Source organism: Lactobacillus rizhaonensis, from assembly GCF_036246345.1.
Lineage (GTDB): Bacteria > Bacillota > Bacilli > Lactobacillales > Lactobacillaceae > Lactobacillus > Lactobacillus rizhaonensis.
This window is the reverse complement of record NZ_BTTV01000001.1, coordinates 385,001-408,308: the sequence shown is the minus strand read 5'-3', so window position 1 is coordinate 408,308 and position 23,308 is coordinate 385,001. Positions and strand designations below refer to the sequence as shown.

The following is a 23,308-nucleotide window of genomic DNA, read 5'->3' as shown; positions in this document are numbered from 1 at the left end:
ATTTTTAAAACAATATTCATATTCTTATTCTAATCTAAATAGCTCTCTAATACTTGCAAAACGCCCATTTCGTTATTAGATGGTGCCTCATATTTAGCAATTTTTTTAAGGTCTTCATGACCATTTTTCATTGCATAACTGTATCCTGCTAATTCGATCATTTCTTGATCATTTAAGCCATCGCCAAAAGCAATTAATTGTTCAGGTTTTACGTTAAAGTAACGCAGAAAATATTTTAAACCTTGACCCTTATTAACGCCACTCGGCATTACATCTATGTTATTAAAACCACTGGTAGTGCAATGAATTCTTTCTGGATTTGTCTGATTAAATTTTGTTTCCAACTCATGTGCAAGTTCAGCAGAGCATTCTAAGGTCAGTTTGGTTAGGCTATCACTTGGGGGAATATTTATAAGATTGCCTATTTCGCTGGCATTAGGATAAAAATAATGCATCAAATTTTTAAAGTTACTTAATGCCTTTTTACTCAGATATGAGTTGTTCAAGCCGCTGGCAGCAATTTGAACATGAGGATAATTGGTTTGAATAAAATTAATTAATTTTATGCCAGTTTTATAAGTAAACACATGGCGAACTATTATTTGATTGTCTTTGGTTAAAATTGAACCATTATCAGCAACAATATCAATCCGATCTAAAAATTCATAGAAATCTTGACGTAAACGTGATAATGGTCTGCCACTGGAGACGATAAAGTGGATGTGTCTTTGACGCAATTTAGTTAAAACTTTTTCGAAGCGCTCATGATCAAACTGTTTTTCATCATTTTCAAAAGTTCCATCCATGTCTACGGCTACAGCTTTAAAGGGAATATTTGTCATTTAGATCTCCTTCATTTAATTTAGTCACTACTATTATATAGTAGATATTCGGATATTTTAACTAATGCCTGAGAAATAATATTAGATACCGCTATTTTGAAAGCAATTTTATTGAATTTTTGATATATAAAAACTCCAAAACTAAAATAGTTTCGGAGAATAGGGGTAATTTATAATTTAGTCGCTAACTTGAGTAGGCTTTCTTCTGCCAACAAGCCAGCAAACTAGGATTGCCAAAATTGTTTCAATAATAATCATGACAATATTTACACCAATTTTAATTTGACCAAAGTTAACTGCGGCATTGTGAAATAGTGTATTTTTTTCACCCAGGTATAGATCAAAAATAATAGAACCGATTATCAAAACAAAAATAGTTGTCCATTGCTTCTTGTTAAATGCAATACCGTATTCTTCTTCACGTTTTCTGATGCTTGGTAAAATGACACCTAGCCCGATTAAGACAATAATAGCAACGATATTGATTATTAATTCGTACCACCAATAACCACTAAACTTCTTGATGTCTTGGGGTGCAATTCCTAAAATAGTTGCCGCAGCAGTCACTATTAGTAAAAATAAACCAGCAAGGTACCCCAGCTTGTCATTCTTAATAAAAACATAGTCTGAGGTGAATTTTTGTGAATTTTTTCTGATTTGCATGAAAGAGAAGAAGATCCAGCAGGTTACACCTGGAGAAATAATTCCATTCAAATTCAACAGCCAATTAAAAATATCATTCATATCTGGTAAGAAGATACCTAACAGCATGATGAAAGCTGACAAAGAAACAGTTAAAACGTAACCATTAATAGGTAGACCATTTTTGTCTTTTTTCTGTAAAAATTTAGGCATATACTTGTCGCCCGTGTCAGAAATGAGCATTCTAGTCATGGCATCAAGAAGTACTGCTAGCAAAGCGGCATTATAGAAGACAGATGTCCAGGCCCAAACATAAAGTAAAGTTTTGCCTAAGCCATATTGGCGTCCTACCATATCAAAAACATAATAAGCACCGTTCATTTTTAAATCATTTGGAATATGGTAGCTGTTAAAATATATTCCCAAAGCAAAAGAGCCAAAGACTGTTAGGAAAATGGTCATTAATGCCAAAGCAATCATGGCTTTAGGAAAATCAGACTTAGGCTTTTTCATTTTAGTCACATAAGGTGCTACCAATTCACAACCATTCAGTGCATAAATAAGCATTGCAATGGTTGTCCAATAATGCATGTCAAACTTGGGAATAAGTGTCCGCCAAGTAAATGGCTGTGTTGCCATGTGACCACCAGATTTTGCTAGTCCCAAGAAAGCCAGGAAGACAAACATCAAGGTCATGATGAGCATTAATCCACCACCAATAGTAGAAAGAACTTCCATTGAGTGAGAAAAATAATGTTCAACAATAATAAAAATAATGAACATCGCAAAAGTCATTAAAGCGAATTTGGTATTAGAAATTTGACTTTGAAACTTTTCAGAACCAGTCAAAGCCCAGCCAATATCAACAATTATTTCGTTAGCAGAATCAACGGCATAAGGAATTGACGCTGCCCAGTATGTCCAAGCAGTAAAATAGCCCAGAAATTCTCCGTTAGTGCCACGAACCCAGGATGATAAGCCACCACCCTCATTATTGAAAACGGATCCTAACTGCCCCACCATTAATGAATAGGGGATGACATAAAACAAGCACATGATAATCCATGAAGTAACAACTGGCATTCCCTGATTTTGAAAGTTGTACATAATATCGTCCAGGCCGATCACGGTACAAAAAGCCATCAGGGTTAAGACTGGCCAAGATATGTACTTTTTGTTTGAATTTATTTCCTCCACTAAAACTCTCTCCTTTGAAAACAATTAATGTTTTTATTTTACTAATTAAATAAAAAGTTGACCAGAGGAAAGGTAAACTTATTTTAGTGAAAACGTATTAATTTATATTAAAAAGTAAAGCTAAATAATTGCTAGTATTGAAATTTGCGGTGCTATGCGTTAAGATAATATCGTTAATACGCTATCAAAAGAAAGAAGGATTCTCAAAATGTCAGGACATTCAAAATGGCACAATATTCAAGGCCGCAAGAATGCGCAAGACGCAAAGAGGGGTAAAATTTTCCAAAAATTATCTCGTGAAATATATATGGCTGCAAAGAATGGTGGTCCTGATCCTTCCGGAAATCCTAATTTGCGTATGGTAATGGATAAGGCTCATGCCAACAACATGCCTAAATCAAATATTGACCGGGCTATTAAAAAGGCTGAAGGAAATTCAGACGAACATTACGATGAAATTACTTATGAAGGTTATGCACCTGGTGGTGTAGCTGTCTTTGTCGAGGCATTAACTGATAATAAGAACCGGACCGCTTCTGCAGTTAGAGTTGCTTTCACCAGAAATGGTGGTTCTCTTGGTGCTACAGGTTCTGTTGCATACATGTTCAATCGGAGGGGCTACATTGTTATTGATCGCTCAACAACTGATGCTGATGAAGATCAAATGCTACTTGATGTAATGGATGCAGGCGCTGATGATTTACAAACTAGCGATGATGCATATGAAATTTACACAGACCCTAAGCAATTTGCTCAAGTACGCGATGCACTTGAAAAAGCGGGTTATAAACTTGCTAATGCTGAATTAACAATGATACCTGAAACAACTACCCCAGTTCCAGACGATAAAAAAGAGCAATTTGATCATTTAGTAGATGCTCTGGAAGATGATGATGACGTTCAGAATGTCTATACAGCAGCTGCAGACGAAGATTAAGGAAATATTCATTTTAAAAAATCTCTAGAATCAAAGATGCGATTCCAGAGATTTTTTTAATATTTACACTAATTTTCCTGTTTCTCTGCTTTGTCTTCTTCCATAATAAAACGAAGCATTTTAATATATTTTTCTGGTACTTCTTGTCCGTGATACAGTAAGTGAATGTTCTTATCAGCTATGTCCAAACGATAGCTCTTCGAACTTTCTTTTTTTTGACCTAATAAATAATCGGTAGATACATGCAATTGTCGAGCTACTTTAGTCAAAGACTGGATTGACGGTTTGATTGTCTTCCAACGATAAATACTATTTTCACCAATTTTGGCTTTCCTAGCCAGTTCTTTTATTGACATTCCGTGTTCTTTAGCGGAGTCGTAAATACGAGAATAAACATTCATGCTATTTTCGTCCTTAAAAAAGTATTACAAATGATTGCTTTTGTTCTTGACCGCTATCAAATATGGTAATATAATAAAATTAACCACATAGTGGTAAGCACAAAATTTTCACTTTTGTGTTAGTTAATATTGTAGCCTCAATTTGAGTTTGGCTACTTTTTTGTATACCTATGTCGTATCACTTGTGGCTAAAGAAAATTCAATATTCCATAGTAATGCACTTAAAAATGAGATTGGAGGTAGGTATAGATACAAATTCAAACTATTAAATAAAAATATTTGATAGTTTTAGAGCAAAAAGAAAAAGCCATTTATCATTTTGCTTCCATATTAATGATATATACAAAGAAGCAAAATCGCAATAAAAAAATTGTTTTTATTGCATTATATTGGTTAGCAATCACAACTAATTAACTTTACACAATATAATGTGTAGCATACAAAATCTTTACGAATGTGAGTGATTTAATTAGTTGGTTAAGTGATAACTATTTTAATCTGATCATCACTTAGGTTGTTAATCAATGTATTTTAAAAATATATTTATTTATGAGTAATACATAAAAATTAAGATTGTTTCAGAGTTAGACAATCGGTAAGAATGAATTTAAAGCAGATAAGTTTGATAGTTAAATACTAAATTTTACTGTAGTAATTTAGTTCGTAAAACTAATTACCTGAATTTAGTTTATCTATACTAGAAATGATTATTTTACCAATACTAATCCTATTATAAAACTGAAAGGAGAGTGATTTTAATAAGATGAGACCTTAAATACTACCTCTTCTACTGTGAATTTCTAATTTTTATTGTTTTTAGTGTTTATTCATATTAATAAAAATTTTTCTATCTAAATAAGTATGTTTTAATCGCAGTTTAGTAATGTATTTAATGGGTGAAAGTAGCATGAAAGTGCTGCTTTTTTTGTTCGGCTTAACTATGGTGCAATATGGTCTAAATCACTTCATATATTGTTTTTATTAAAAAGAATAAAAAATAAACCTTAATTATTTATAAAATGAATATGTGCAAAACTCCAGTTTTTTGTAAATAATAAGTAAAAATTTATTTTTTTGCGTAATTAATATTAGTACAAAGAAAGGGAGGATAATGATGAGAATCAAGGATGCAGTTAATAATTTGATTGAAGAAGCGATAAATCAACGTGCAAGTGACATTTTTTTCTTGTTACAGAGAAATATGTTAGTAGTGAATTTTAGAACAATTGCCGGAATCAAAAATCAAGCTCAATATTCAGTGAATGAAGGCAAAGAAATAATTAATTTTTTAAAGTTCGGTGCTCAAATGGATATAGCGGAACACCGGAGGCCACAGGTGGGAGCCTTTGAATATGAATATAAAAATATTGTGTACTACTTAAGACTTTCCAGCATTGGTGATTTTAATGATAATGAATCTTTGGTTGTCAGGATTATTTATCAAATTAACTCTGGTAGATACTTTTTCAATAGGCAAATTGAAAAGCTAACAGACCTAACTAAAAAAAGAGGTTTGATAATTACCAGTGGGCCAACAGGGTCTGGTAAAACAACAACTATGTATAACTTGGCGAAAATAGTGGGTAAAAACCAAATGGTAATGACTATTGAAGATCCTGTTGAAATTCATGAAACAGATTTTTTGCAAACACAGGTTAATTTAGCGGCTGATATTAGCTATGAGGGGCTACTTGAAGCAGCTTTGCGCCATCGGCCAGATATTCTGATTATTGGAGAAATTAGAAATAAAGTTACTGCAAGATTAGCCGTAAATGCGGCTTTAAGTGGCCACCTTGTTTTTGCTACAGTTCATGCCAAAAGCACTCTACAGACAATTTCAAGATTAGAAAGCTTAGACATCAATACAGCAGATCTGTATAACTGCTTAACTGCTGTAAGCTATCAACGCCTTATACCTACTGCAGAAGGTTTTGCTTGTTTGATGGATATTGATAGTGGCTCACAGTTACAAGAAGATATTAGCCAAGAAAAAAGGGCAGATTATGTTTCCTGGTTGAAAAATTTAAGTGAGCTCAAAGAAAGAGGAAAAATCAGTGCGGAAATATTTGAGCAATATCAGCAGGGTTAAATTAACTAGTAAAGAACGGCTAGAATTTTTGGAATATTTGCAAAATAGCTTATCTAACGGTTTTTCCCTTAACGCCAGTTTAGAAATGATGCCTGTCATATGGCCAAATCGCAAAAATGTTTTTATTAAGTTGTGTAGTGAAATTCAGTCGGGGAAGAAATTGAGTTCAGAAATGTTAAAGTTAGGCTTTTCTAAAACAATAGCAACTCAAATCGAGTTATCAATGGCACAAGGAAATTTAATTGATTGCTTGACTCAAATTGCTACACTGAATCGCTTAAAAAATGATCAACTTAAAAAACTAAAATCTGAGCTGACCTATCCATTTGTTTTAGTTTTAATGATGATTTTCCTTTTACTATTTATGCAAACTTTTGTAGCAAAACAATTTGCTGAATCAGGGGAACATACCGGTGATTTCATGCTGTTAACTTTGTTATTTACCTGCTTAGTAATAGTTTATTTTATGAGTAAAGTCTTGCTCTTACTGAAAAAACAAGATTATATTTCTTTACGTAAACTGAAGCATTTTCCCATTATTGGACCGTTAGTGCAAATATATGTGGAATATATTTTGATTTACGATGTGGGACTTTTGCTTGCGAGTGGTTTTTCCTTACAAAAAATTTGTGATTATGCTGCTATGCAGGTGGAAGGCTCATTACAGCAACAAATTGGCTTGCATGTTGGTAAACAGTTGGCTCAAGGAATAAGTCCTGACTTAATTATTAAAAAAGAAGACTTTTTACCCAATGAATTGCTTTTGTTATTACAAACCGGTTCAAAGAAAGTAGATTTAAGTAAGAAATTCATGCTTCTAGGAAATGCACTTTTTAATGAATTAGCGCAAAAAATAGCAAAGTTGATTGTGAACTTACAACCGTTTTGTTTTATTTTAATTGGGTTATGTATTATTGGTTTATATTTAAAGCTATTATTACCAATGTATGCAATGATGCAAAATATTTGAGGAATAACTATGAAAAAAAGAATACTAAATTTGATAACAAAGCAGAGTAAAGTTAAAGGATTTACTTTAATTGAAATGGTAGTTGTAGTTGCAATAATCATGATGCTTTTAGTAATTATTGCTCCTAATTTAGCTAAACAAAAAAACAACGCGAATAAAAAAACAGATGAAGCCTTTAAATCAACTCTACAAACCCAAGTGACTTTGTACGAAGATGATAAAGATCGTAATGGTAAGACAATCAGTTTTCAAAACATGTTTGAAGATGGTTATTTAACTAAAAAGCAACTAACAAAATCGAAAGATTATGCTGTAAAAGATGGTATTGTTGAAAAGAATGTTAAATAAAGTTGATTTAAAAGGATTTACTATAGTTGAAATGGTTATTACTTTGACTATAGCAATAATTATAACTGGAATAGGTGCAATAGAATTAAATACTTATAAAGAAAAATTAATTTTAGAGAATACAGTTGGAGAAATTAGGAGTGCGGTAGAACAAGCTGCCCGTGTTTCAGCAACAAGCAAACAAACATGTGTTATTAGGTATTTTCCGAATACAAAAGAGATAGAATTTGCCGGAGAAAATTATTTTAAATCATTAAAAATAAACCAGCCAATACATGTTTATAATTTGTCTATTTTAAGGATCTCAACTACCGGTTCGATGGCGCCTCATACTATCACCATCAGTGACGATAAGAATACACGAAAGATAAAATTACAAATGACTTGGGGACGTGCAATAAATGATTCATAAAAAAATTTGCGGCTTTCTCGTAATGGAAAGCATGATTGGGTTAATAATAGCGTGTATTGGCATTACCACTGTAGAATTAATAATTAGAGAAAGTAGACTAATCGAAAGGAAAATTGAGCAAAAAACTGATCGTACCTATGCTTGGAGCATAATGAAAAAGAACAATATTAAAAGGGTAGTAGTGCATGATCGGCTTTATCAGTTTGTCGATAACAAAAATATTCTAGATGTGAATAATAACAAAAAATATGAAATTAAAAAATAAAGGTTTTATTCTAGCTGAAGCAATGCTTTCAGTACTTATTACATTGATCGTAGTACTGCTGTTACAAAATCTGCTAAAAACATTGACATTGGCTAATAAAGCGCACCATAAAACAGATGATATTGTTTTTTCATATGTACAATTAAATCGGTTTATAAATGAAGAAAAGGGTACGAAGGTTTACACGTTACCTAAAGAATCTAATTTTTCCAAAGCAGTATTTGTAAAAACAAATATGAAGGAAAAAGCTTCTACGTATTATTTGGGACTATATAAGGATATGCTGCGTGTGACAACTCCTAAAGGCGGTCACATGCCTTTATTGCTGAATGTTAAAAAAGCAAATTTTCATACAAGGGATAAACAGATTAAAATAAATGTGACGGAAAAAGATGGTAGAAAATCTGAATTATACTTTAAATTTGATTCTCGTCCTACTTTGAAGAAGAAGGTATTAAATGAAAAAAAACAAAAGGTGGAAAATAGGGAGTAACGCACTTTTAAGCAGTGTCTTAGTTTTAACTACGTGTTTGATTTTTATTCAATTTTATTTAGAAATTTATCAGGAAAGTATGGAAAATAATTTTTTATTGATTGAATATCTGTTTAATAATTGATTTGCTTGCTCTTATAACCTTGTTTCTATTAAAATGTTTAAGAGATAAGGGGAATAAATTATGGATAATATAGAAAAGCTTTTTAATAATTTTTTGGATTGTGTTAAGTGCTTGCAAGAAGCATTGAATGTGTCTATGGGTGATGCTCTGGTAGAAACTTTTGACAATTTAGAAAATAATCAGATAAAAGTTGAGTTGGGAGCTCCTGATAAAGAAACCGTTCAAAAATTGAGTCAAAAATATGCTAGTTTGCACTATGAACAGCTTTCATCAAAAATTAAGATACAAATCTTTACTTTGCTGGTTTTAAAAGCTGTTAATGAAGATGGACTTGATGTTAATCAAATGCCGACACCACCTGCAATTGCAACTATTATTGCTATGTTTATGCTCAAACTTTTACCAAGAGAAAAACTAATTGTGGCTGATCCGGCAATTGGCACAGGCAATCTGTTGTTTTCAGTAGTAAGACAACTGAAAACTTCAAATCATTCTAAAGCAGATTTTGAACTTTATGGTATTGATAATGACGAAGAAATGCTAAGCTTTGCAGATATAGCAGCCCATTTGAATAAAATTGATATTGAAATGTTTCGTCAGGATGGTTTAACACCCTGGATGTTTCAAAGTCCGGACGTGGTTGTCAGTGATTTGCCCGTAGGCTATTATCCAGTTGATGAAAATGCTGCTAATTTTGCTACTAAATCTAAAAAAGGTCATTCACTTGCTCACCTTTTATTTATTGAACAAATTATTAGGAATCTTAGGCCAGCTGGGTACGCTTTTTTACTTGTACCGCAGACAATTCTTTCTGGCAAAGGCGGCAGTGACTTCATGCCTTGGCTGTCAGAAAAAGTTTTTTTACGGTCCATAATTGAATTACCTGATAATGCTTTCCAAAATAAATTTAACCAAAGATCAATTTTAATTTTTCAAAATCATGGAAAAAATGCCAGAAATAGTGAAGTATTTCTCACAAAGTTAGACTCATTTAAAAAGGAAGAAGACCTAATAAAGCTTAATGTTAAACTAAATGAGTGGTATACTAAAAATATTAATTGATTTGTGAAAAAGTTTAAAGTCTTGTTTATGGAGGAATTAAATTTATGAAAAAAGTTTTAGCAATCAACTCAGGCAGTTCTTCATTTAAGTATAAGTTGTTTGCTTTACCGGAAGAAAAGGTTTTAGCAGAAGGAATTGCTGACAGAGTTGGAATTGATGGCTCTTCTTTTGAAATTGAACTGGCAAATGGGGAAAAGCACAGTGAAAAAGTTGCAATCCCAGATCAAGAAACTGCCGTTAATTTACTGCTCAAGGCTTTGAAACAATACCATGTTATTAATGATCTTAGCGAGATTGCTGGTGTTGGTCATAGGATAGTCGCTGGTGGGGAAGATTTTAAAGATTCTGCACTAATTGATCAAGAAAAATTGCAAAAAATTTATGATTTGAAGGAATATGCTCCTCTTCATAATCCTGCAGAGGGAAAGGGAATTGAAGCTTTCATGAAATTACTACCAGGTGTTCCTGAAGTAGGTGTGTTTGATACATCATTTCACCAAACTTTGGATCCTGTTCACTACATGTATTCGATTCCTTACCATTATTATGAAAAATATGGTGTTCGTAAGTATGGAGCTCATGGCACTTCAGTTCGTTATATAGTTGGTCGTGCAGCCCAAATGCTTGGTAAAGATGCCAAGGATTTGAGACTCATTGTTTGTCACCTTGGTTCAGGTGCTTCAGTTACTGCTGTTAAAGGCGGTAAGTCTTATGATACTTCAATGGGCTTTTCTCCATTAGCTGGAGTTACTATGGGTACTCGTTCAGGTGATGTTGACCCATCTGTTTTGCAATATATCATGAATAAAGACCGTATTGATATTAACGAAATGATCGATATTTTGAATGATAAATCTGGATTATTAGGTATTTCTGAGATTTCTTCAGATATGCGTGACTTAGAGAATAATTCTGATAAAAAGGCTGATCTTGCAAGAGCTATTTTTGTAAATCGTGTCATACAATATATTGGTTCTTACATGGTTGAAATGAAAGGTGCAGATGCGATCATTTTCACAGCAGGAGTAGGAGAACATGATTCAGGTATTCGTGAAAATGTTATGAAATCATTTGAATTTATTGGTTTAGAGCCTGACTTAGAAGCTAATAAATCAAATGGTGAGAAATTTATTACGAAGCCAAATTCAAAGATTAAAGCTTTAGTTATTCCAACTGATGAAGAACTAATGATTGAACGTGATGTTGTGCGTTTAGCGCACTTAAGTTAACGATATAACGTGTAATGCAATAAAGAGTTGCTAAGAAAAACTTAGCGACTTTTTTTGTTTATTTTTGATATTATAGTACTTGAATAATAACACTGGAGAATTTATGTATGATTGACCAAAAGACAGGACTACTTTGGCAATTAAAGGAACAAATCAGGTGGTAATGACTGAACTAGATAGAGATATGTAGTTTTTGGTCAAACACGGTTTTTGCCAGAATATTATGTGTTGTTGTCTAAAAGAAATGTGTCGTTATTAAATGATTTAAAAATGGAAGAAAGGCAGCATTTTAAATGATATAACGCTATTAGGAGACACAATTATACAAGCTTGTCAGCCGCAGAAAGTTATTTATAATATTAATGACTTCTTGCCTGCATATTTTTCCCCAAGGCAACAAACGTAAAGAACTGGCAAGATTAGCCAAACAGGTTTTGATATAGGATTAGCACTATTGGTCTGATTCTAACTATCAAAATGATTGGTTGGCCTCGCTGGAAAATAACTGAAAATCTGAAAAAATGTAAAGGAAAAATAAATGATTAAATTAGTTGCGATTGATGTTGATGACACACTATTAAACAGCCAGGGAAGACTACTTCAATCTACTATTGAAGTAGTTAGGAAGGCAGTAGAGCGCGACATTAAGGTTGTGCTTTGCTCTGGGCGACCATTAGCCGGTGTGAAGCATTTTTTGAATGAATTAGGAATAGTTCAGGATAATCAATATGTTGTTACTTTTAATGGTGCTGTCATTGAGACGGTGACAGGTAAGACTCTCCAAAAATCTGGACTTGATCAAACAATTTATGAAAAGATTGACCAATATTCTAAAGAGTATGGCGTAGATTATAATGTTGTTGATGAGAACAGTGCAATTATTACTAGTAATTTAAATGTCAATCGAATTACTGTTGTTCAGGCATGGGAAAATAGTGCTGGCATCCTAATCAGAAAACCTGATGAATTACCTAAAGATGATCAGATAATTAAGGCTGTTTTTGCTGATGAAAAAGTTAAGCTTGATGAAATTGAAGCTGATGTTGTAAAAACCTTTGGTAATGAAAATTATGTGGTGCGAGCAGCAGATAATTTTTTAGAAATAATGCATCCAGGTGTTAACAAGGGAATAGCATTAGAATTTTTGAGAAAAGAACTAGGATTTGAAACTCCTGAAGTAATGGCAATTGGGGATGAACGAAACGATATACCAATGTTTAAAGTAGCTGGAACTTCAGTAGTTATGGCAAATGGTTCTTCTGAGGCGAAAAGACAAGCTGATTTTGAAACTGCATCAAATAATCAAGATGGAATTGCCTTGGCTTTTGAGCAATTTGTTTTTTAGATAGAGTGCAAGGTTCCGCTTTGACATTAGGCAATTTAGCTATGTTATGCTATAATTATATTACCCAAAGCGGGGGTGTTTTGGGATTCGACAGGCGTAGATTCGCATTGACTGCGGTTCGTAGGTCACGTCTACGTAAAAACGTCACAGTTTTATAACTGCAAATAAAGAAAATTCTTACGCATTAGCTGCCTAGTTTAGGCGCATGTGTTGCTTGTTTTCGGATTACTCACGTCTGACTTCAAGTATCAACTTAGTGAGTTACGTTTAACTACCTCATCTGAATAGTTAAAAAGAGTCATTCCAGGTTAGCTAGTCCATACTAGCCCTGTTATATGGCGTTTTGGACTAGTGAAGTTCAAATAATATAACTATGATCGTAGATGTCAGTGACGGAATGCGTTTGGACAGGGGTTCAATTCCCCTCACCTCCATAAATATATTGATAAAGCCCTATGAATAAAGCATTCATAGGGCTTTATTTTGTTTCTGCACGGTAAAAAAGAATTAAATTGGAATTTTTATTTTTCTAGCAGGAATCATAACTTCTATGTTTTTTTACTAGGCTATGATTTATTCATTAATTTTTATGGTAAGACTGTTATTTTTTAATATAAAAACAATTAAAAATCAAACATTTGCCTACTATTTAACATTTAACTTAGCTTTAAATATTCACTTTTTGCACAATTTGCTCAATAAATAAAACAAAAGAAAGTTTTTTGAATGATTATGAAACAATTAATTGTGTAGTAAAAATGCTAATTAACTATATAGACAAAGGAATCAATAGCGTATTATGATAAAGGAGTGGCGGGAAAAGACTAAAAAGTAAAAATGAATACCTTGATTCCTAGTGCTAGCTGACAAGTAACTAGTATAAAATAAAAGAAATGAAAAATAAGAACTATTTATTTTTCATTGCGCATTAAAAAAGGTGATTTATAAGCATATCTATCTGCGTTTTAATTTTGTTTCTTGCTTGAAAAGGATAAGCTTTCACAAGACGGTTTTAAAATGGAAAGTTACTTAAGTTATTTCATTATCGACTTTATGAAAATATTTAAAGTTGTTTGATAACTAGAGAGTTGAAGAAAAGGATCCACATAAAATGGCATTGCAAGAGTTAGGAAAATATTTTTATGATCGCAATGTTGAGTTTACATTGAAAATGGTCAAAATAAGGAAATTTTTGTTCAGGATATAATGAATGAAGACGATGACGAACCAGAACTAACTTTTCTTAGAGGTTCTGTTGAAAATGAAATTAAAATCTCAGATATTTTGAGTGCTCGCGTAATTTAGCATTAAAAATATCTAGAGTATTAAGCTATAGAATATTATGGAGAAAAAATGAGAAAGAAAACAGCATGGACTATCATTTTAATCTGTTCACTTGTTGCTATTGTTCTTAGAATTTTAATAATGGCGGGGAGCAAATTATAATCACTAAAAAGGGCAAAATTAAAAATAAATTTGTATATATAGTATATGCAGAATATTCAAATACTAAATAACTTTGAAATTTGCTTTACCTAATCCTTATTTTGTGCACTATAGTAAAGTACATATAGTTTGAATGAGCAAAAAATAAACAATGAAAAAATTAACACAAAAGTCCAAGCTACTAATAGGTTATGCTATTTCAGGACTTGGCGATCAATTTTATACTTTTGCAATTCCACTTTTGATGTTGTCGAGAACACATTCATCAATCATAATGGGACTGTTAACGGCAGTCGAATATTTGCCGACGGCATTATTCGGACTAACAATTGGACCAATTTTTGACATGTATTCTCGTAAAAAAATCATGCTTTTTTCTCTGATTATGCAAATGATGCTAATTATAATTGCACCATTTTTGGTTATAAGAAACATCTCAATATATTGGCTGCTATTGGTCGTTTTCCTACTTGGCAGTTTCGATTTAATCACTTGGACAGGCTACCAGATATTTATTGCAGAATCGGTAAAAAAAGAAGAATTATCATCTGTTTCGGGCCAAGTTGGTTTAATCTCGTCTGTGCAAAAAACTTTTGGCCCAGGCATTGCAGCTGTCATTATTAATTTGATCAATTATATTGGTGGTTTTTTATTAGATGCTTTAAGTTTTGGCTATTTAACTTATGTTATTAAAGACTATGAACCTTTACAAACAGAAAATGGGGCAATGAAAAAAGAAAGTTCCTTTAACAATAGTGCTAAAAAGGGGATTTCCTTTTTGTTTGCTCATCATGACATTAAATGGCTAATTGCAAGTTTTTTTGTTGCTAATGTTGGCTTTCAAACAGTCGTTCCGATGTTAACGTTTTTATTAAAACAGGAAATGAAAGTTTCAGTTAACTTAGTGAGTGTTTTTTACACAGTAGCTGCAGTTGCTAGCATTATTGGTAATTTCGTTTACTTGCGTATCAACAAGAATATGAAACTTGGTACACAGATGATTATGATTGGACTTCTAATAATGGGCGGCTTTATGATAATGATAAATATTCAGTCTTTCTTTTGGGTTACCTTTGGTTATGCCATAGTGTCCTTTGGTTGTGTTTGGTCACAAGCAAACTTTTTTACCATTATTCAAGCAGAAACACCGCCTCAATTTAAAGGAACAATAACATCAATTTCTACATCCCTTACCCGAATAATTGGGCCCATTATGTCATTAATTAGTGGTTTCTTAATTAAAGCAGAAGTTCACTCCATCTTTGTTGTAGCTGCTGTTTGCATGTTTCTTTCTGTATTTATTTCCCTAGTTACTGGTTTAAGTAAATTAGGGAAGCTAGAAAAGTTACACTAATTGCAAAATAGTGCAAAATTTATTTTTTAGGCAAGCAATGGTCTAGAATATTATAAATAGCTGGATTCTTATAAATTGCCACAACATCATATTTTAATTTAGGTAAGTTTGGTAAGTAAGTAACGCATTTAGCATAAATTTCGGGTAGCGGCAGTTCTTCTGGATAGATAGCCATACCGTAGTCTAAAACAACATTTGATAAAGCAGCGTCAAAACTGTCTAAATAAATAATTTGATCATAGTGAATATTCGTTTTCTCCAAAATATTTTTAATTTTCGTTTGCACATCATTCTTATCTGTAGCAGTCCATTTTTGCAAAAAAAGGGGCTGCTTTTTTATAATGTTCCTTTTAAGCCTGCCTTCTTGATTAACAGCCTTTTTGTTCAGTAAAATCCCAAAATTAGCAGTTCCGATTTTTTTAACATGAATATTTTTAATTTTACTTACCGCTGTTGAGAAACCAATTAGCACGTCATAATCTTCCGCATCAAGTTTAGGTATACTTGTAGCAAAATTTTCGGTATCTAATTGTAATTGTAAGCCTGAATTGTTTTTTGTAAGTAATTGCGCTAAGCTAACAGCCCAATAAGCAAAACCATGCAAATAGTGTATTCTCAACGTTTGAAATGAATCATTTAACTGGCCGATTTTTTCATTAAATTCATAATATTTCTTAAGTACTGGCACTGCATAGTGATATAAATTCATACCTGCTAAAGTAACTTTAAAATGGGAAGTTGAACGATCAATCAGTTGGACGCCTAGATCTTCCTCTAAATTTTTTATTGCATTACTAATAGCGGTTTGAGAAACAAAATTTCTCTTAGCGGCCGGAGTAAATCCTTCTGTTTCTACAACATCTATAAAATATTTATATGCTAATAGGCTATATTTCATCACATTTTATCCTTTTACTTATAACTTTATCTAATAAGTTATCACCATTATATGTTAGCGCTTACTAAAAAGCGAGGGTAAAATTAAGATGTAACAACAGTTACCTTTACTAAATTAGTTCTATAACTAAAAAGGAGAAAGTATAATGGCTGAAAAGTATATTTTAGCAATTGATGAAGGTACTACAAGTACACGTGCAATTATTTTAGACCATTCTGGTAAAAAAGTAATTGATTCACGGAAAGAGTTTAATCAATATTTTCCTAAACCTGGCTGGGTAGAACATGATGCTAACGAAATTTGGAATTCAGTTTTATCGACAATTGCCAATTCGTTTATCAATTCAGGAATTAAACCTAATCAGATTGCGGCTATTGGTATTACTAACCAGCGTGAAACGACTGTAATTTGGGATAAGAAAACAGGTTTGCCAATTTACCACGCAATTGTCTGGCAATCACGGCAAACTTCAGATATTGCTGATAAAATCATTGCTGACGGCTATTCCGATATGATTCATGAAAAAACTGGTTTGATTCCTGATGCATATTTCTCAGCAACTAAGATTCGCTGGATACTTGATCATGTACCTGGCGCACAGGAGCGTGCAGAAAACGGTGAGTTATTATTTGGCACTATTGATTCATGGCTCGTCTGGAAACTGACTGGTGGCAAAGTTCATGTTACTGATTACACCAATGCCAGTCGGACAATGCTTTTTAACATTACTAAACTTGATTGGGATGATGAGATTCTTAAATTATTAAATATTCCAAGAAAAATTTTACCTGAAATTCGTTCCAATTCTGAAATTTATGGTACTACTGCTGAATTCCACTTTTATGGTAGTGAAGTACCAATTGCCGGGATGGCTGGTGACCAGCAATCAGCTCTGTTTGGCCAATTAGCTTTTGAACCTGGTATGGTTAAAAATACTTATGGTACCGGTGCATTTACTGTTATGAACACCGGTGAAAAGCCAAAATTTTCGGCCAATAACCTGTTAACCACAGTGGCTTATGGCATTAACGGTAAAGTAAATTATGCTTTGGAAGGTAGTATTTACGTTGCCGGCTCTGCTATTCAGTGGCTGCGTGACCAACTGGGCATTATTGATGATGCTCCTCAGTCAGAAGAAGCAGCTCGCCGGTCTAAAGATAACAATGAAGTCTTTGTCGTTCCGGCCTTTACCGGTCTGGGTGCACCATATTGGGATTCCAACGTTAGAGGTGCCGTCTTTGGCCTGACTCGCGGTACAACAAGTGATGATTTTACAAAAGCCACTTTACAATCCTTGGCTTATGAAAGTCGTGACGTTATTGACACTATGCATGAAGACACCGAAATCAAAATTCCAAAATTAAAAGTTGATGGTGGTGCTGCCAATAACGATTATCTAATGCAATTCCAGGCAGACATCTTAGGAATTGAAATTGAGCGTGCTGCTAATCTTGAAACAACCGCTTTAGGTGCTGCTTTTCTTGCTGGCTTGGCTATAGGTTTTTGGAAAGATTTTGAAGAAATAAAGAAAATCCAAAAAGTAGGTAAAATATTTAAACCGCAAATGAGCAGTGCAGAAAGAGACCATCTTTATGAAGGCTGGAAATCAGCTGTTAAGGCTGCTCAGAGTTTTTCATACAAACCTTACCAGAAGTAATAGTCAGCAGATTTTAATATAAAGAAAGAGGTTATACCATGGCGTTTTCAATTAAAACCAGACAGGAAGAAATTGAACGTTTAAAGAATGAGAAATTAGATTTACTAGTCATCGGTGGCGGTATTACTGGAGCTGGTGTTGCTTTGCAGGCTAGTGCAGCTAAGATGAAAACTGGTTTAATCGATATGCAGGACTTTGGTGGTGGAACTTCATCACGTTCAACCAGGTTAGTTCATGGTGGTATTCGGTACCTCAAGACTTTTGATGTCCAAGTAGTTTCTGATACAGTCAAGGAACGCGCGATAGTTCAGCATATTGCTCCACATATGACTAGACCTGATCCTATGATCTTGCCAATTTATGATGAACCGGGAACAACCTTTACCATGTTTTCCGTCAAAGTAGCAATGGATTTATATGATCATTTAGCTGGTATTGAAGGTGATTCTCCTTTAATTAAGTATGCAAACTATACTATGGATAAAGAAGAAACGTTAAAACGTGAGCCGCAATTAAACAGTGAAAATCTACAAGGCGCAGGCGTTTACCTTGATTACCAAAACAATGATTCACGTTTAGTAGTAGAAAATGTCAAAAAGGCACATGAACTGGGATGTTTGGCTGTTAGTCGATTAAAATGTATTGCGATTTTACATAATGAGCAAAAGCAGGTTAATGGGGTACGCGTTCATGATAACTTAACCGGTGAAGAATTTGAAATTCATGCAGATGTAGTTATTAACACCTCCGGGCCTTGGTCCGATTTAGTAAGACAAGAAGATAAAGCAGTTTATAAAAAGCCACGTTTACGTCCTACGAAGGGTGTCCATCTTGTAGTTGACCAATCACGCTTGACTGTGCCGCAGCCAACTTACTTTGGCTCAGGTACGGCAGACGGCCGCATGATTTTTACTATTCCAAGAGAAGGTAAAACTTATTTCGGCACCACCGATACCGATTTTACCGGCGATTATGCTCATCCTACTGTTGAAAAAAGCGATGTCGATTATTTGTTAAGTATTATTAATAAGAAGTATCCTTCCGCTCATTTAACTATTAACGATATTGAAGCCAGCTGGGCTGGAGTTCGTCCATTAATTGAAGTTGAAGTTGAAGGCAATGAAGCAGCAGATGCAGCAACAGGTGCCAGCGTCTCTGACAGCACTTCTGCACCATCCGCTGTATCACGTGGCAGTTCATTAACTGAAGCTGAGGATGGCTTAATTACTCTAGCTGGTGGTAAATTAACAGATTATCGTATTATGGCTAATGGTGCCATGAAGAAAATACAACAAAAACTCCATGACGAATTTTCTAAAACCTTTACTTTACAAGATTCTGCTGAAATTAAAGTTGCAGGTGGTGATTTTGATTCCGATCATGCAGAAGAAGAACTTGCTCGTATTGCTAAAGATGGTGTAGCAGCTGGTGTTACAGCTGATGATGCCAAGGAAATTGCCAATTTGTTCGGCTCACAAGCAGAGCAAATTTATGATTATGCAAAAACGATTAAGCCCGCTGCAGGACTAAGTCTTGGTGAAACAGCTGCTCTAGATTATTCATTAGCTGAAGAAATGACGTTGACACCTGTTGATTATCTTTTAAGGCGTACTTATCACATTTTATTTAAGAGTGACACTTTAAGCCAAGTTAGAGAAGGTGTTGTTAACCACATGTCTGATTACTATGGCTGGGATAAAGAGCAAAAGACTCAATATGAACATGAGTTAGATCAAGAAATAGCACAATCACGACTAGATAAATTAAAGAGTGAAAATTAATAGATTAGTAAATTGAAATAGTAGTAAATTATTCCCCCAAAAAGCCCGTCAAATTAAACTGACGGACTTTTTCTTTGCCTTCTTAATACACTATTAAAATAAAATTATTTTGTATGAGCAATGAACCTCAAAAAGTATTATTATAGCAATAACAATTGTTGTCATATTTGAAAAAATAGTTTTAAATTTACATCTTAAAAGATTAAACTAATAGAGAGGTGATTAAAATGGAGCCAATTTTTCTTACTCCTTATTTCAGACCCAAAATTTGGGGTGGACGCAAATTGAAAACAATCTTTAATTATAATATTCCAGACGGTAAAGTAGGAGAAGCATGGGTAATTTCCGGCTATAAAGACGACGCTTCTACGGTAACCAATGGTCAATTCAAAGGGCAAAGTTTACGTCAAGTTTATCAAGAAAATCCAGAATTATTTGGCAATCCTGAAAGTAAAGAATTTCCGCTACTTGTTAAATTCTTGGATGCAAATGATAGTTTGTCAGTCCAGGTTCATCCCAATGATGAATATGCTCGCAAAGTAGAAAATGATAGTGGAAAAACGGAAAGCTGGTATGTCTTGCAGGCTGACCCTGGATCATATCTAATTTATGGGCATACTGCCAAAACTCGCGCAGAGTTGGCTAAAATGATAGAAAAGGGCGAATGGGATAAGCTTTTACGCAAAGTACCAGTAAAAACTGGTGATTTCTTTTATGTCCCTTCTGGAACAATCCATGCGCTTACTAAGGGAATACTAGTTATTGAAACCCAACAGTCTAGTGATGTGACGTACAGGTTGTATGACTATGATCGTGTTGACCAAAAAACCGGTAAGAAACGCGAATTGCATACCAAAAAATCAATCGCTGTTACTCAGGTCCCACATGTTGACCCTAAACTGGATATTAAAATAGATCACGTGCAGGATGCTACTATTAAAACTTTGGTTGCACCACCCGTTTCACCTCATTTTTACTTGTGGCAAATAGATTTAAATGGTCAATGGGATACTGACTTAAATGGTCATCCTTACTTATTAGTGACAATTATTAAGGGAACGGGCACACTTCAAATAGAAAATAAATCTTATAATTTATCAATTGGAACAAATCTGATAATTCCTAATAATATTAAGAAATTTACTTTAACAGGTAATATGAAGTTGGTTATTTCTACGCCTAACAATTAAGGAGAATAATAAAATATGATCTATATAGCTTGTGGCTCAATTATGGTAGTAGTTGGGCTATTGTGGCTCATTTCGCCTCCAAAAAGACCTTGGCCGTTTTACGGCTATTATTCATACTTAGCCACAGTTAATAAAGCAAGTTTTAAATTTGCTCAGCATAAAGCAGGTGGTTATTTTATTATATTTGGTTTAATTCAATTATTATTAGGAGTTGGAATCCATTTACTTAAATGGGATCGTTACTTTTTACTTTGGCTGCTGACATTTTATCTTTTCATTATCTTTCCAATCATGGCTACTGAAAAAAGTCTTAAAAAATTTTTGCTAAATCGTCATGAATTGCCAGCAGATTACATAGACCCTGACAAAGTAAAAAAGGAGAGAACAAAAGGATTTAGGGACAGAAAATGAAACTGAAAATTTTAATGGTCGAGGATGATCAGTCGGTTGCAGAAATGATGGGGATGTTTTTTGAAAAAGAAGGATGGTCCATGGATGTTGCCACTGATGGGGAACAAGCCGTTAAAATGTTTGCTAAGAATCCTGATCAATATGATTTGATCACTCTAGACCTCAATTTGCCTAAAAAAGATGGCATAGAAGTTGCTAAAGAAGTTTGTGCAATTTCACCAACAATTCCAATAATTATGCTTACTGCGCGTAGCAGTGAAGAAGAACAAATTCAAGGATTTAATGCTGGTGCCGATGATTATGTATCTAAACCGTTTAGTCCGTTAGCGTTAATAGCACGTATTAAGGCTCTGCAACGTAGAATCAGAATTGATGATAATCAGGAACAATCTAAGACAGCAGAATCCGGAGAAAAATTTGATGTGGTAACTACTCATATAAAAATTTCTACAAGTAGACGTGAAGTATTATATGACGATAAACCTGTTCAAAATATTACACCCAAAGAATTTGACTTGTTATATACCATGGCACAGAAGCCAAAGCAGGTATTTTCCCGTGAGCAATTATTAGAATCTGTTTGGGGTTATAATTATTTTGGTGAAGAGCGCACCGTGGATGCACATATTAAAAAATTACGTCAAAAATTGGAAAAAGTAGGCGCAAATGTCATCCAAACCGTTTGGGGTGTTGGCTATAAATTCGATGATTCGTAGGCTTTATTATGAAGTTGATTTATCAGCATATGCTTAGTTTTTTACTAATCATTATTACTACGGTATCAATAATAGGTTTTTCTGAAATTAATAATACTACTCAGCAGTCGTATGAATATAATTATCGACGAATGGAAGATTTTGCTTCGGCATTAGGGACTTTGGCTACAAATGATAAAAAGGAAGGGTCAGCGATGCTGAATCCCAAATTTTTAAATAAACTGGAATTTGTCCTTCATAGCGACAGGGTCTATCTTAGTGTTTTTAACGCGCATGGTTCACAGGTTTATCCTCAAAGAAATGATAAAATTAAACTTACTTCTCAACGTTTGATGCAATTAAAACAAGGCAAGAAGTTACATATTAAAAACAATAACGAGGCACTTTCCAGTTTAGGCTATAAAAAGGATGCTTGTACTGGTGTGCTTTTACCATGGAAGGATAAGGGAAAATTTATCGGGGCAATGTGGCTCGGGGTCAGAATTGCCCAAGTAGAGCGGCCCGTTAGAATTGCTAAACAAAATCTCTTTAACGCTTTAGTCTCTGCCTTAGTTGTAGGATTAGCACTCAGCTTGATTCTTTCTTTTTATGCGACAAACAGAATAAAAAAGTTGTCTATTGCTACAAAAAAGGTTACTGCAGGCGACTTTAACGTGCAAACTCATTACGGTGGTCATGATGAAATAACTCAGCTGGCTGATAATTTCAACCAGATGGTTCGAACTTTAAAAAAGTCTGATCAAGAAGTGAAGGAGCAGGAAAAAAGGCGAGATCAGTTTATGGCTGATGCTGCCCATGAAATGCGCACGCCGCTAACTACGATAAATGGTATTTTAGAAGGCTTACAATATGATGCAATTCCTGATAAAGCAAAACCCAAGTCTATTGCCTTGATGAGTAGAGAAACCAAAAGGTTGATTCGCCTAGTCAATGAAAATTTGGATTATGAAAAAATTCGTAATAACCAAATAAACTTAGTTAAAACGCGTTTTAACGCCAGAAAAATATTTGACGACGTAACCATGCAACTTAAGCAAAATGCTGCCAAGGCCGATGATACGATCTTCATTACTGCTCCCCAAAATCTACCTGTGTATGCCGATAAAGATCGTTTTACACAAATAATGGTTAATTTGGTACAGAATGCAATTCAGTTTACTACTAACGGAAAAATTGAAATTAGTGGTTATAGAATTGCACACGCAACGGTAATTGTAATTAAAGATAACGGTATTGGAATGAATCAGCAACAAATTAAATATGCTTTTGAAAGATACTTTAAGGCTGATCCTTCACGCAGCCGCTCTGGAAAAGGAGAATACGGCCTAGGATTATCTATTGTTTCTTCTTTAATCAAGCAGCATGGTGGCAAAATTAGTGTACAATCTGAAACAAATCAGGGAGCAGAATTTACTATCATACTTTTTGATCAGGGTTATGAACAATATCTTGAAGATTAAAAAAATCATTTCCAAAATAGGAAATGATTTTTTATTTAG

Annotated in this window: 21 protein-coding genes and 1 other RNA gene; 18 read left to right on the top strand and 4 right to left on the bottom strand. The window is 33.8% G+C overall.

The annotated features are described in order from the left end of the window. Positions 1-29: 29 nt before the first annotated feature. Both AAA915_RS01950 and AAA915_RS01945 read right to left on the bottom strand, forming a co-directional pair. A complete protein-coding gene (locus tag AAA915_RS01950; RefSeq protein ID WP_338199396.1) occupies positions 30-842 on the bottom strand; it encodes a Cof-type HAD-IIB family hydrolase in 813 nt (270 codons plus the stop codon). A 177-nt stretch (positions 843-1,019) separates the two neighbouring features. Then, positions 1,020-2,627, bottom strand: a complete 1,608-nt coding sequence (locus tag AAA915_RS01945; protein WP_420915102.1) for an APC family permease — start codon at positions 2,625-2,627, stop codon at positions 1,020-1,022. Positions 2,628-2,889: 262 nt separating this feature from the next. Between AAA915_RS01945 and AAA915_RS01940 the strand changes: the two genes are divergently transcribed. Continuing rightward, positions 2,890-3,618 carry a YebC/PmpR family DNA-binding transcriptional regulator gene (locus AAA915_RS01940; protein WP_338199392.1) on the top strand — a complete coding sequence of 243 codons (729 nt, stop codon included), beginning with the start codon at positions 2,890-2,892 and terminating at the stop codon, positions 3,616-3,618. 68 nt (positions 3,619-3,686) lie between these two features. On the opposite strand, the gene AAA915_RS01935 is transcribed toward AAA915_RS01940, so the two are convergent. Beyond that, a complete protein-coding gene (locus tag AAA915_RS01935; protein WP_338199390.1) occupies positions 3,687-4,019 on the bottom strand; it encodes a helix-turn-helix domain-containing protein in 333 nt (110 codons plus the stop codon). A 1,114-nt stretch (positions 4,020-5,133) separates the two neighbouring features. Between AAA915_RS01935 and comGA the strand changes: the two genes are divergently transcribed. The 11 genes from comGA (at position 5,134) to AAA915_RS01880 (ending at position 15,156) form a co-directional block, all read left to right on the top strand. After that, positions 5,134-6,108 carry a competence type IV pilus ATPase ComGA gene (gene comGA / locus AAA915_RS01930; protein ID WP_338199823.1) on the top strand — a complete coding sequence of 325 codons (975 nt, stop codon included), beginning with the start codon at positions 5,134-5,136 and terminating at the stop codon, positions 6,106-6,108. After that, on the top strand, positions 6,074-7,078 hold the full coding sequence (locus tag AAA915_RS01925) for a type II secretion system F family protein (RefSeq protein WP_338199387.1): 1,005 nt from the start codon (positions 6,074-6,076) through the stop codon (positions 7,076-7,078). Before comGA ends, AAA915_RS01925 begins: the two co-directional genes overlap by 35 nt. Before the next feature lie 9 nt (positions 7,079-7,087). Next, the gene (gene comGC / locus AAA915_RS01920; protein ID WP_338199385.1) at positions 7,088-7,426 is read left to right on the top strand and encodes a competence type IV pilus major pilin ComGC; all 339 of its coding nucleotides are present in this window, start codon (positions 7,088-7,090) and stop codon (positions 7,424-7,426) included. Beyond that, positions 7,416-7,838 carry a Prepilin-type cleavage/methylation protein gene (locus tag AAA915_RS01915; RefSeq protein ID WP_338199383.1) on the top strand — a complete coding sequence of 141 codons (423 nt, stop codon included), beginning with the start codon at positions 7,416-7,418 and terminating at the stop codon, positions 7,836-7,838. Before comGC ends, AAA915_RS01915 begins: the two co-directional genes overlap by 11 nt. Further along, positions 7,828-8,103, top strand: a complete 276-nt coding sequence (locus AAA915_RS01910; protein ID WP_338199381.1) for a hypothetical protein — start codon at positions 7,828-7,830, stop codon at positions 8,101-8,103. The genes AAA915_RS01915 and AAA915_RS01910 overlap by 11 nt, the downstream gene beginning before the upstream one ends. Beyond that, positions 8,087-8,596: a competence type IV pilus minor pilin ComGF gene (locus AAA915_RS01905; protein ID WP_338199379.1), complete on the top strand. Its 510-nt coding sequence runs from the start codon at positions 8,087-8,089 to the stop codon at positions 8,594-8,596. The genes AAA915_RS01910 and AAA915_RS01905 overlap by 17 nt, the downstream gene beginning before the upstream one ends. Positions 8,597-8,780: 184 nt before the next feature. Then, the gene (locus AAA915_RS01900) at positions 8,781-9,782 is read left to right on the top strand and encodes a class I SAM-dependent methyltransferase (protein ID WP_338199377.1); all 1,002 of its coding nucleotides are present in this window, start codon (positions 8,781-8,783) and stop codon (positions 9,780-9,782) included. Positions 9,783-9,826: 44 nt separating this feature from the next. Continuing rightward, on the top strand, positions 9,827-11,011 hold the full coding sequence (locus AAA915_RS01895; RefSeq protein ID WP_338199375.1) for an acetate/propionate family kinase: 1,185 nt from the start codon (positions 9,827-9,829) through the stop codon (positions 11,009-11,011). 538 nt (positions 11,012-11,549) lie between these two features. Then, positions 11,550-12,356 carry a Cof-type HAD-IIB family hydrolase gene (locus tag AAA915_RS01890; RefSeq protein WP_338199373.1) on the top strand — a complete coding sequence of 269 codons (807 nt, stop codon included), beginning with the start codon at positions 11,550-11,552 and terminating at the stop codon, positions 12,354-12,356. A gap of 71 nt (positions 12,357-12,427) precedes the next feature. Beyond that, positions 12,428-12,793: a transfer-messenger RNA gene (ssrA, locus tag AAA915_RS01885) on the top strand. 1,160 nt (positions 12,794-13,953) lie between these two features. Continuing rightward, positions 13,954-15,156: an MFS transporter gene (locus AAA915_RS01880; protein ID WP_338199371.1), complete on the top strand. Its 1,203-nt coding sequence runs from the start codon at positions 13,954-13,956 to the stop codon at positions 15,154-15,156. A 19-nt stretch (positions 15,157-15,175) separates the two neighbouring features. On the opposite strand, the gene AAA915_RS01875 is transcribed toward AAA915_RS01880, so the two are convergent. Beyond that, positions 15,176-16,054 (bottom strand): LysR family transcriptional regulator, encoded by an 879-nt coding sequence (locus AAA915_RS01875; RefSeq protein ID WP_338199369.1) that lies wholly within the window; start codon positions 16,052-16,054, stop codon positions 15,176-15,178. A 145-nt stretch (positions 16,055-16,199) separates the two neighbouring features. On the opposite strand from AAA915_RS01875, the gene glpK reads away from it, so the two are divergent. From glpK to AAA915_RS01845, 6 genes are all read left to right on the top strand, one after another. Beyond that, positions 16,200-17,711, top strand: coding sequence for a glycerol kinase GlpK (gene glpK, locus AAA915_RS01870; protein WP_338199367.1), 1,512 nt, complete (start codon positions 16,200-16,202; stop codon positions 17,709-17,711). Between the two features lie 38 nt (positions 17,712-17,749). Next, the gene (locus AAA915_RS01865) at positions 17,750-19,492 is read left to right on the top strand and encodes an FAD-dependent oxidoreductase (protein WP_338199365.1); all 1,743 of its coding nucleotides are present in this window, start codon (positions 17,750-17,752) and stop codon (positions 19,490-19,492) included. 227 nt (positions 19,493-19,719) lie between these two features. Continuing rightward, the gene (gene manA, locus AAA915_RS01860) at positions 19,720-20,682 is read left to right on the top strand and encodes a mannose-6-phosphate isomerase, class I (RefSeq protein ID WP_338199363.1); all 963 of its coding nucleotides are present in this window, start codon (positions 19,720-19,722) and stop codon (positions 20,680-20,682) included. A 15-nt stretch (positions 20,683-20,697) separates the two neighbouring features. Then, complete coding sequence (locus AAA915_RS01855; protein WP_294603672.1) at positions 20,698-21,093, top strand: SdpI family protein; 396 nt, start codon at positions 20,698-20,700, stop codon at positions 21,091-21,093. Next, a complete protein-coding gene (locus AAA915_RS01850) occupies positions 21,090-21,809 on the top strand; it encodes a response regulator (protein ID WP_338199360.1) in 720 nt (239 codons plus the stop codon). Before AAA915_RS01855 ends, AAA915_RS01850 begins: the two co-directional genes overlap by 4 nt. Positions 21,810-21,817: 8 nt before the next feature. Continuing rightward, positions 21,818-23,269: a sensor histidine kinase gene (locus AAA915_RS01845; protein ID WP_338199359.1), complete on the top strand. Its 1,452-nt coding sequence runs from the start codon at positions 21,818-21,820 to the stop codon at positions 23,267-23,269. The last annotated feature ends 39 nt before the right edge of the window (positions 23,270-23,308 follow it).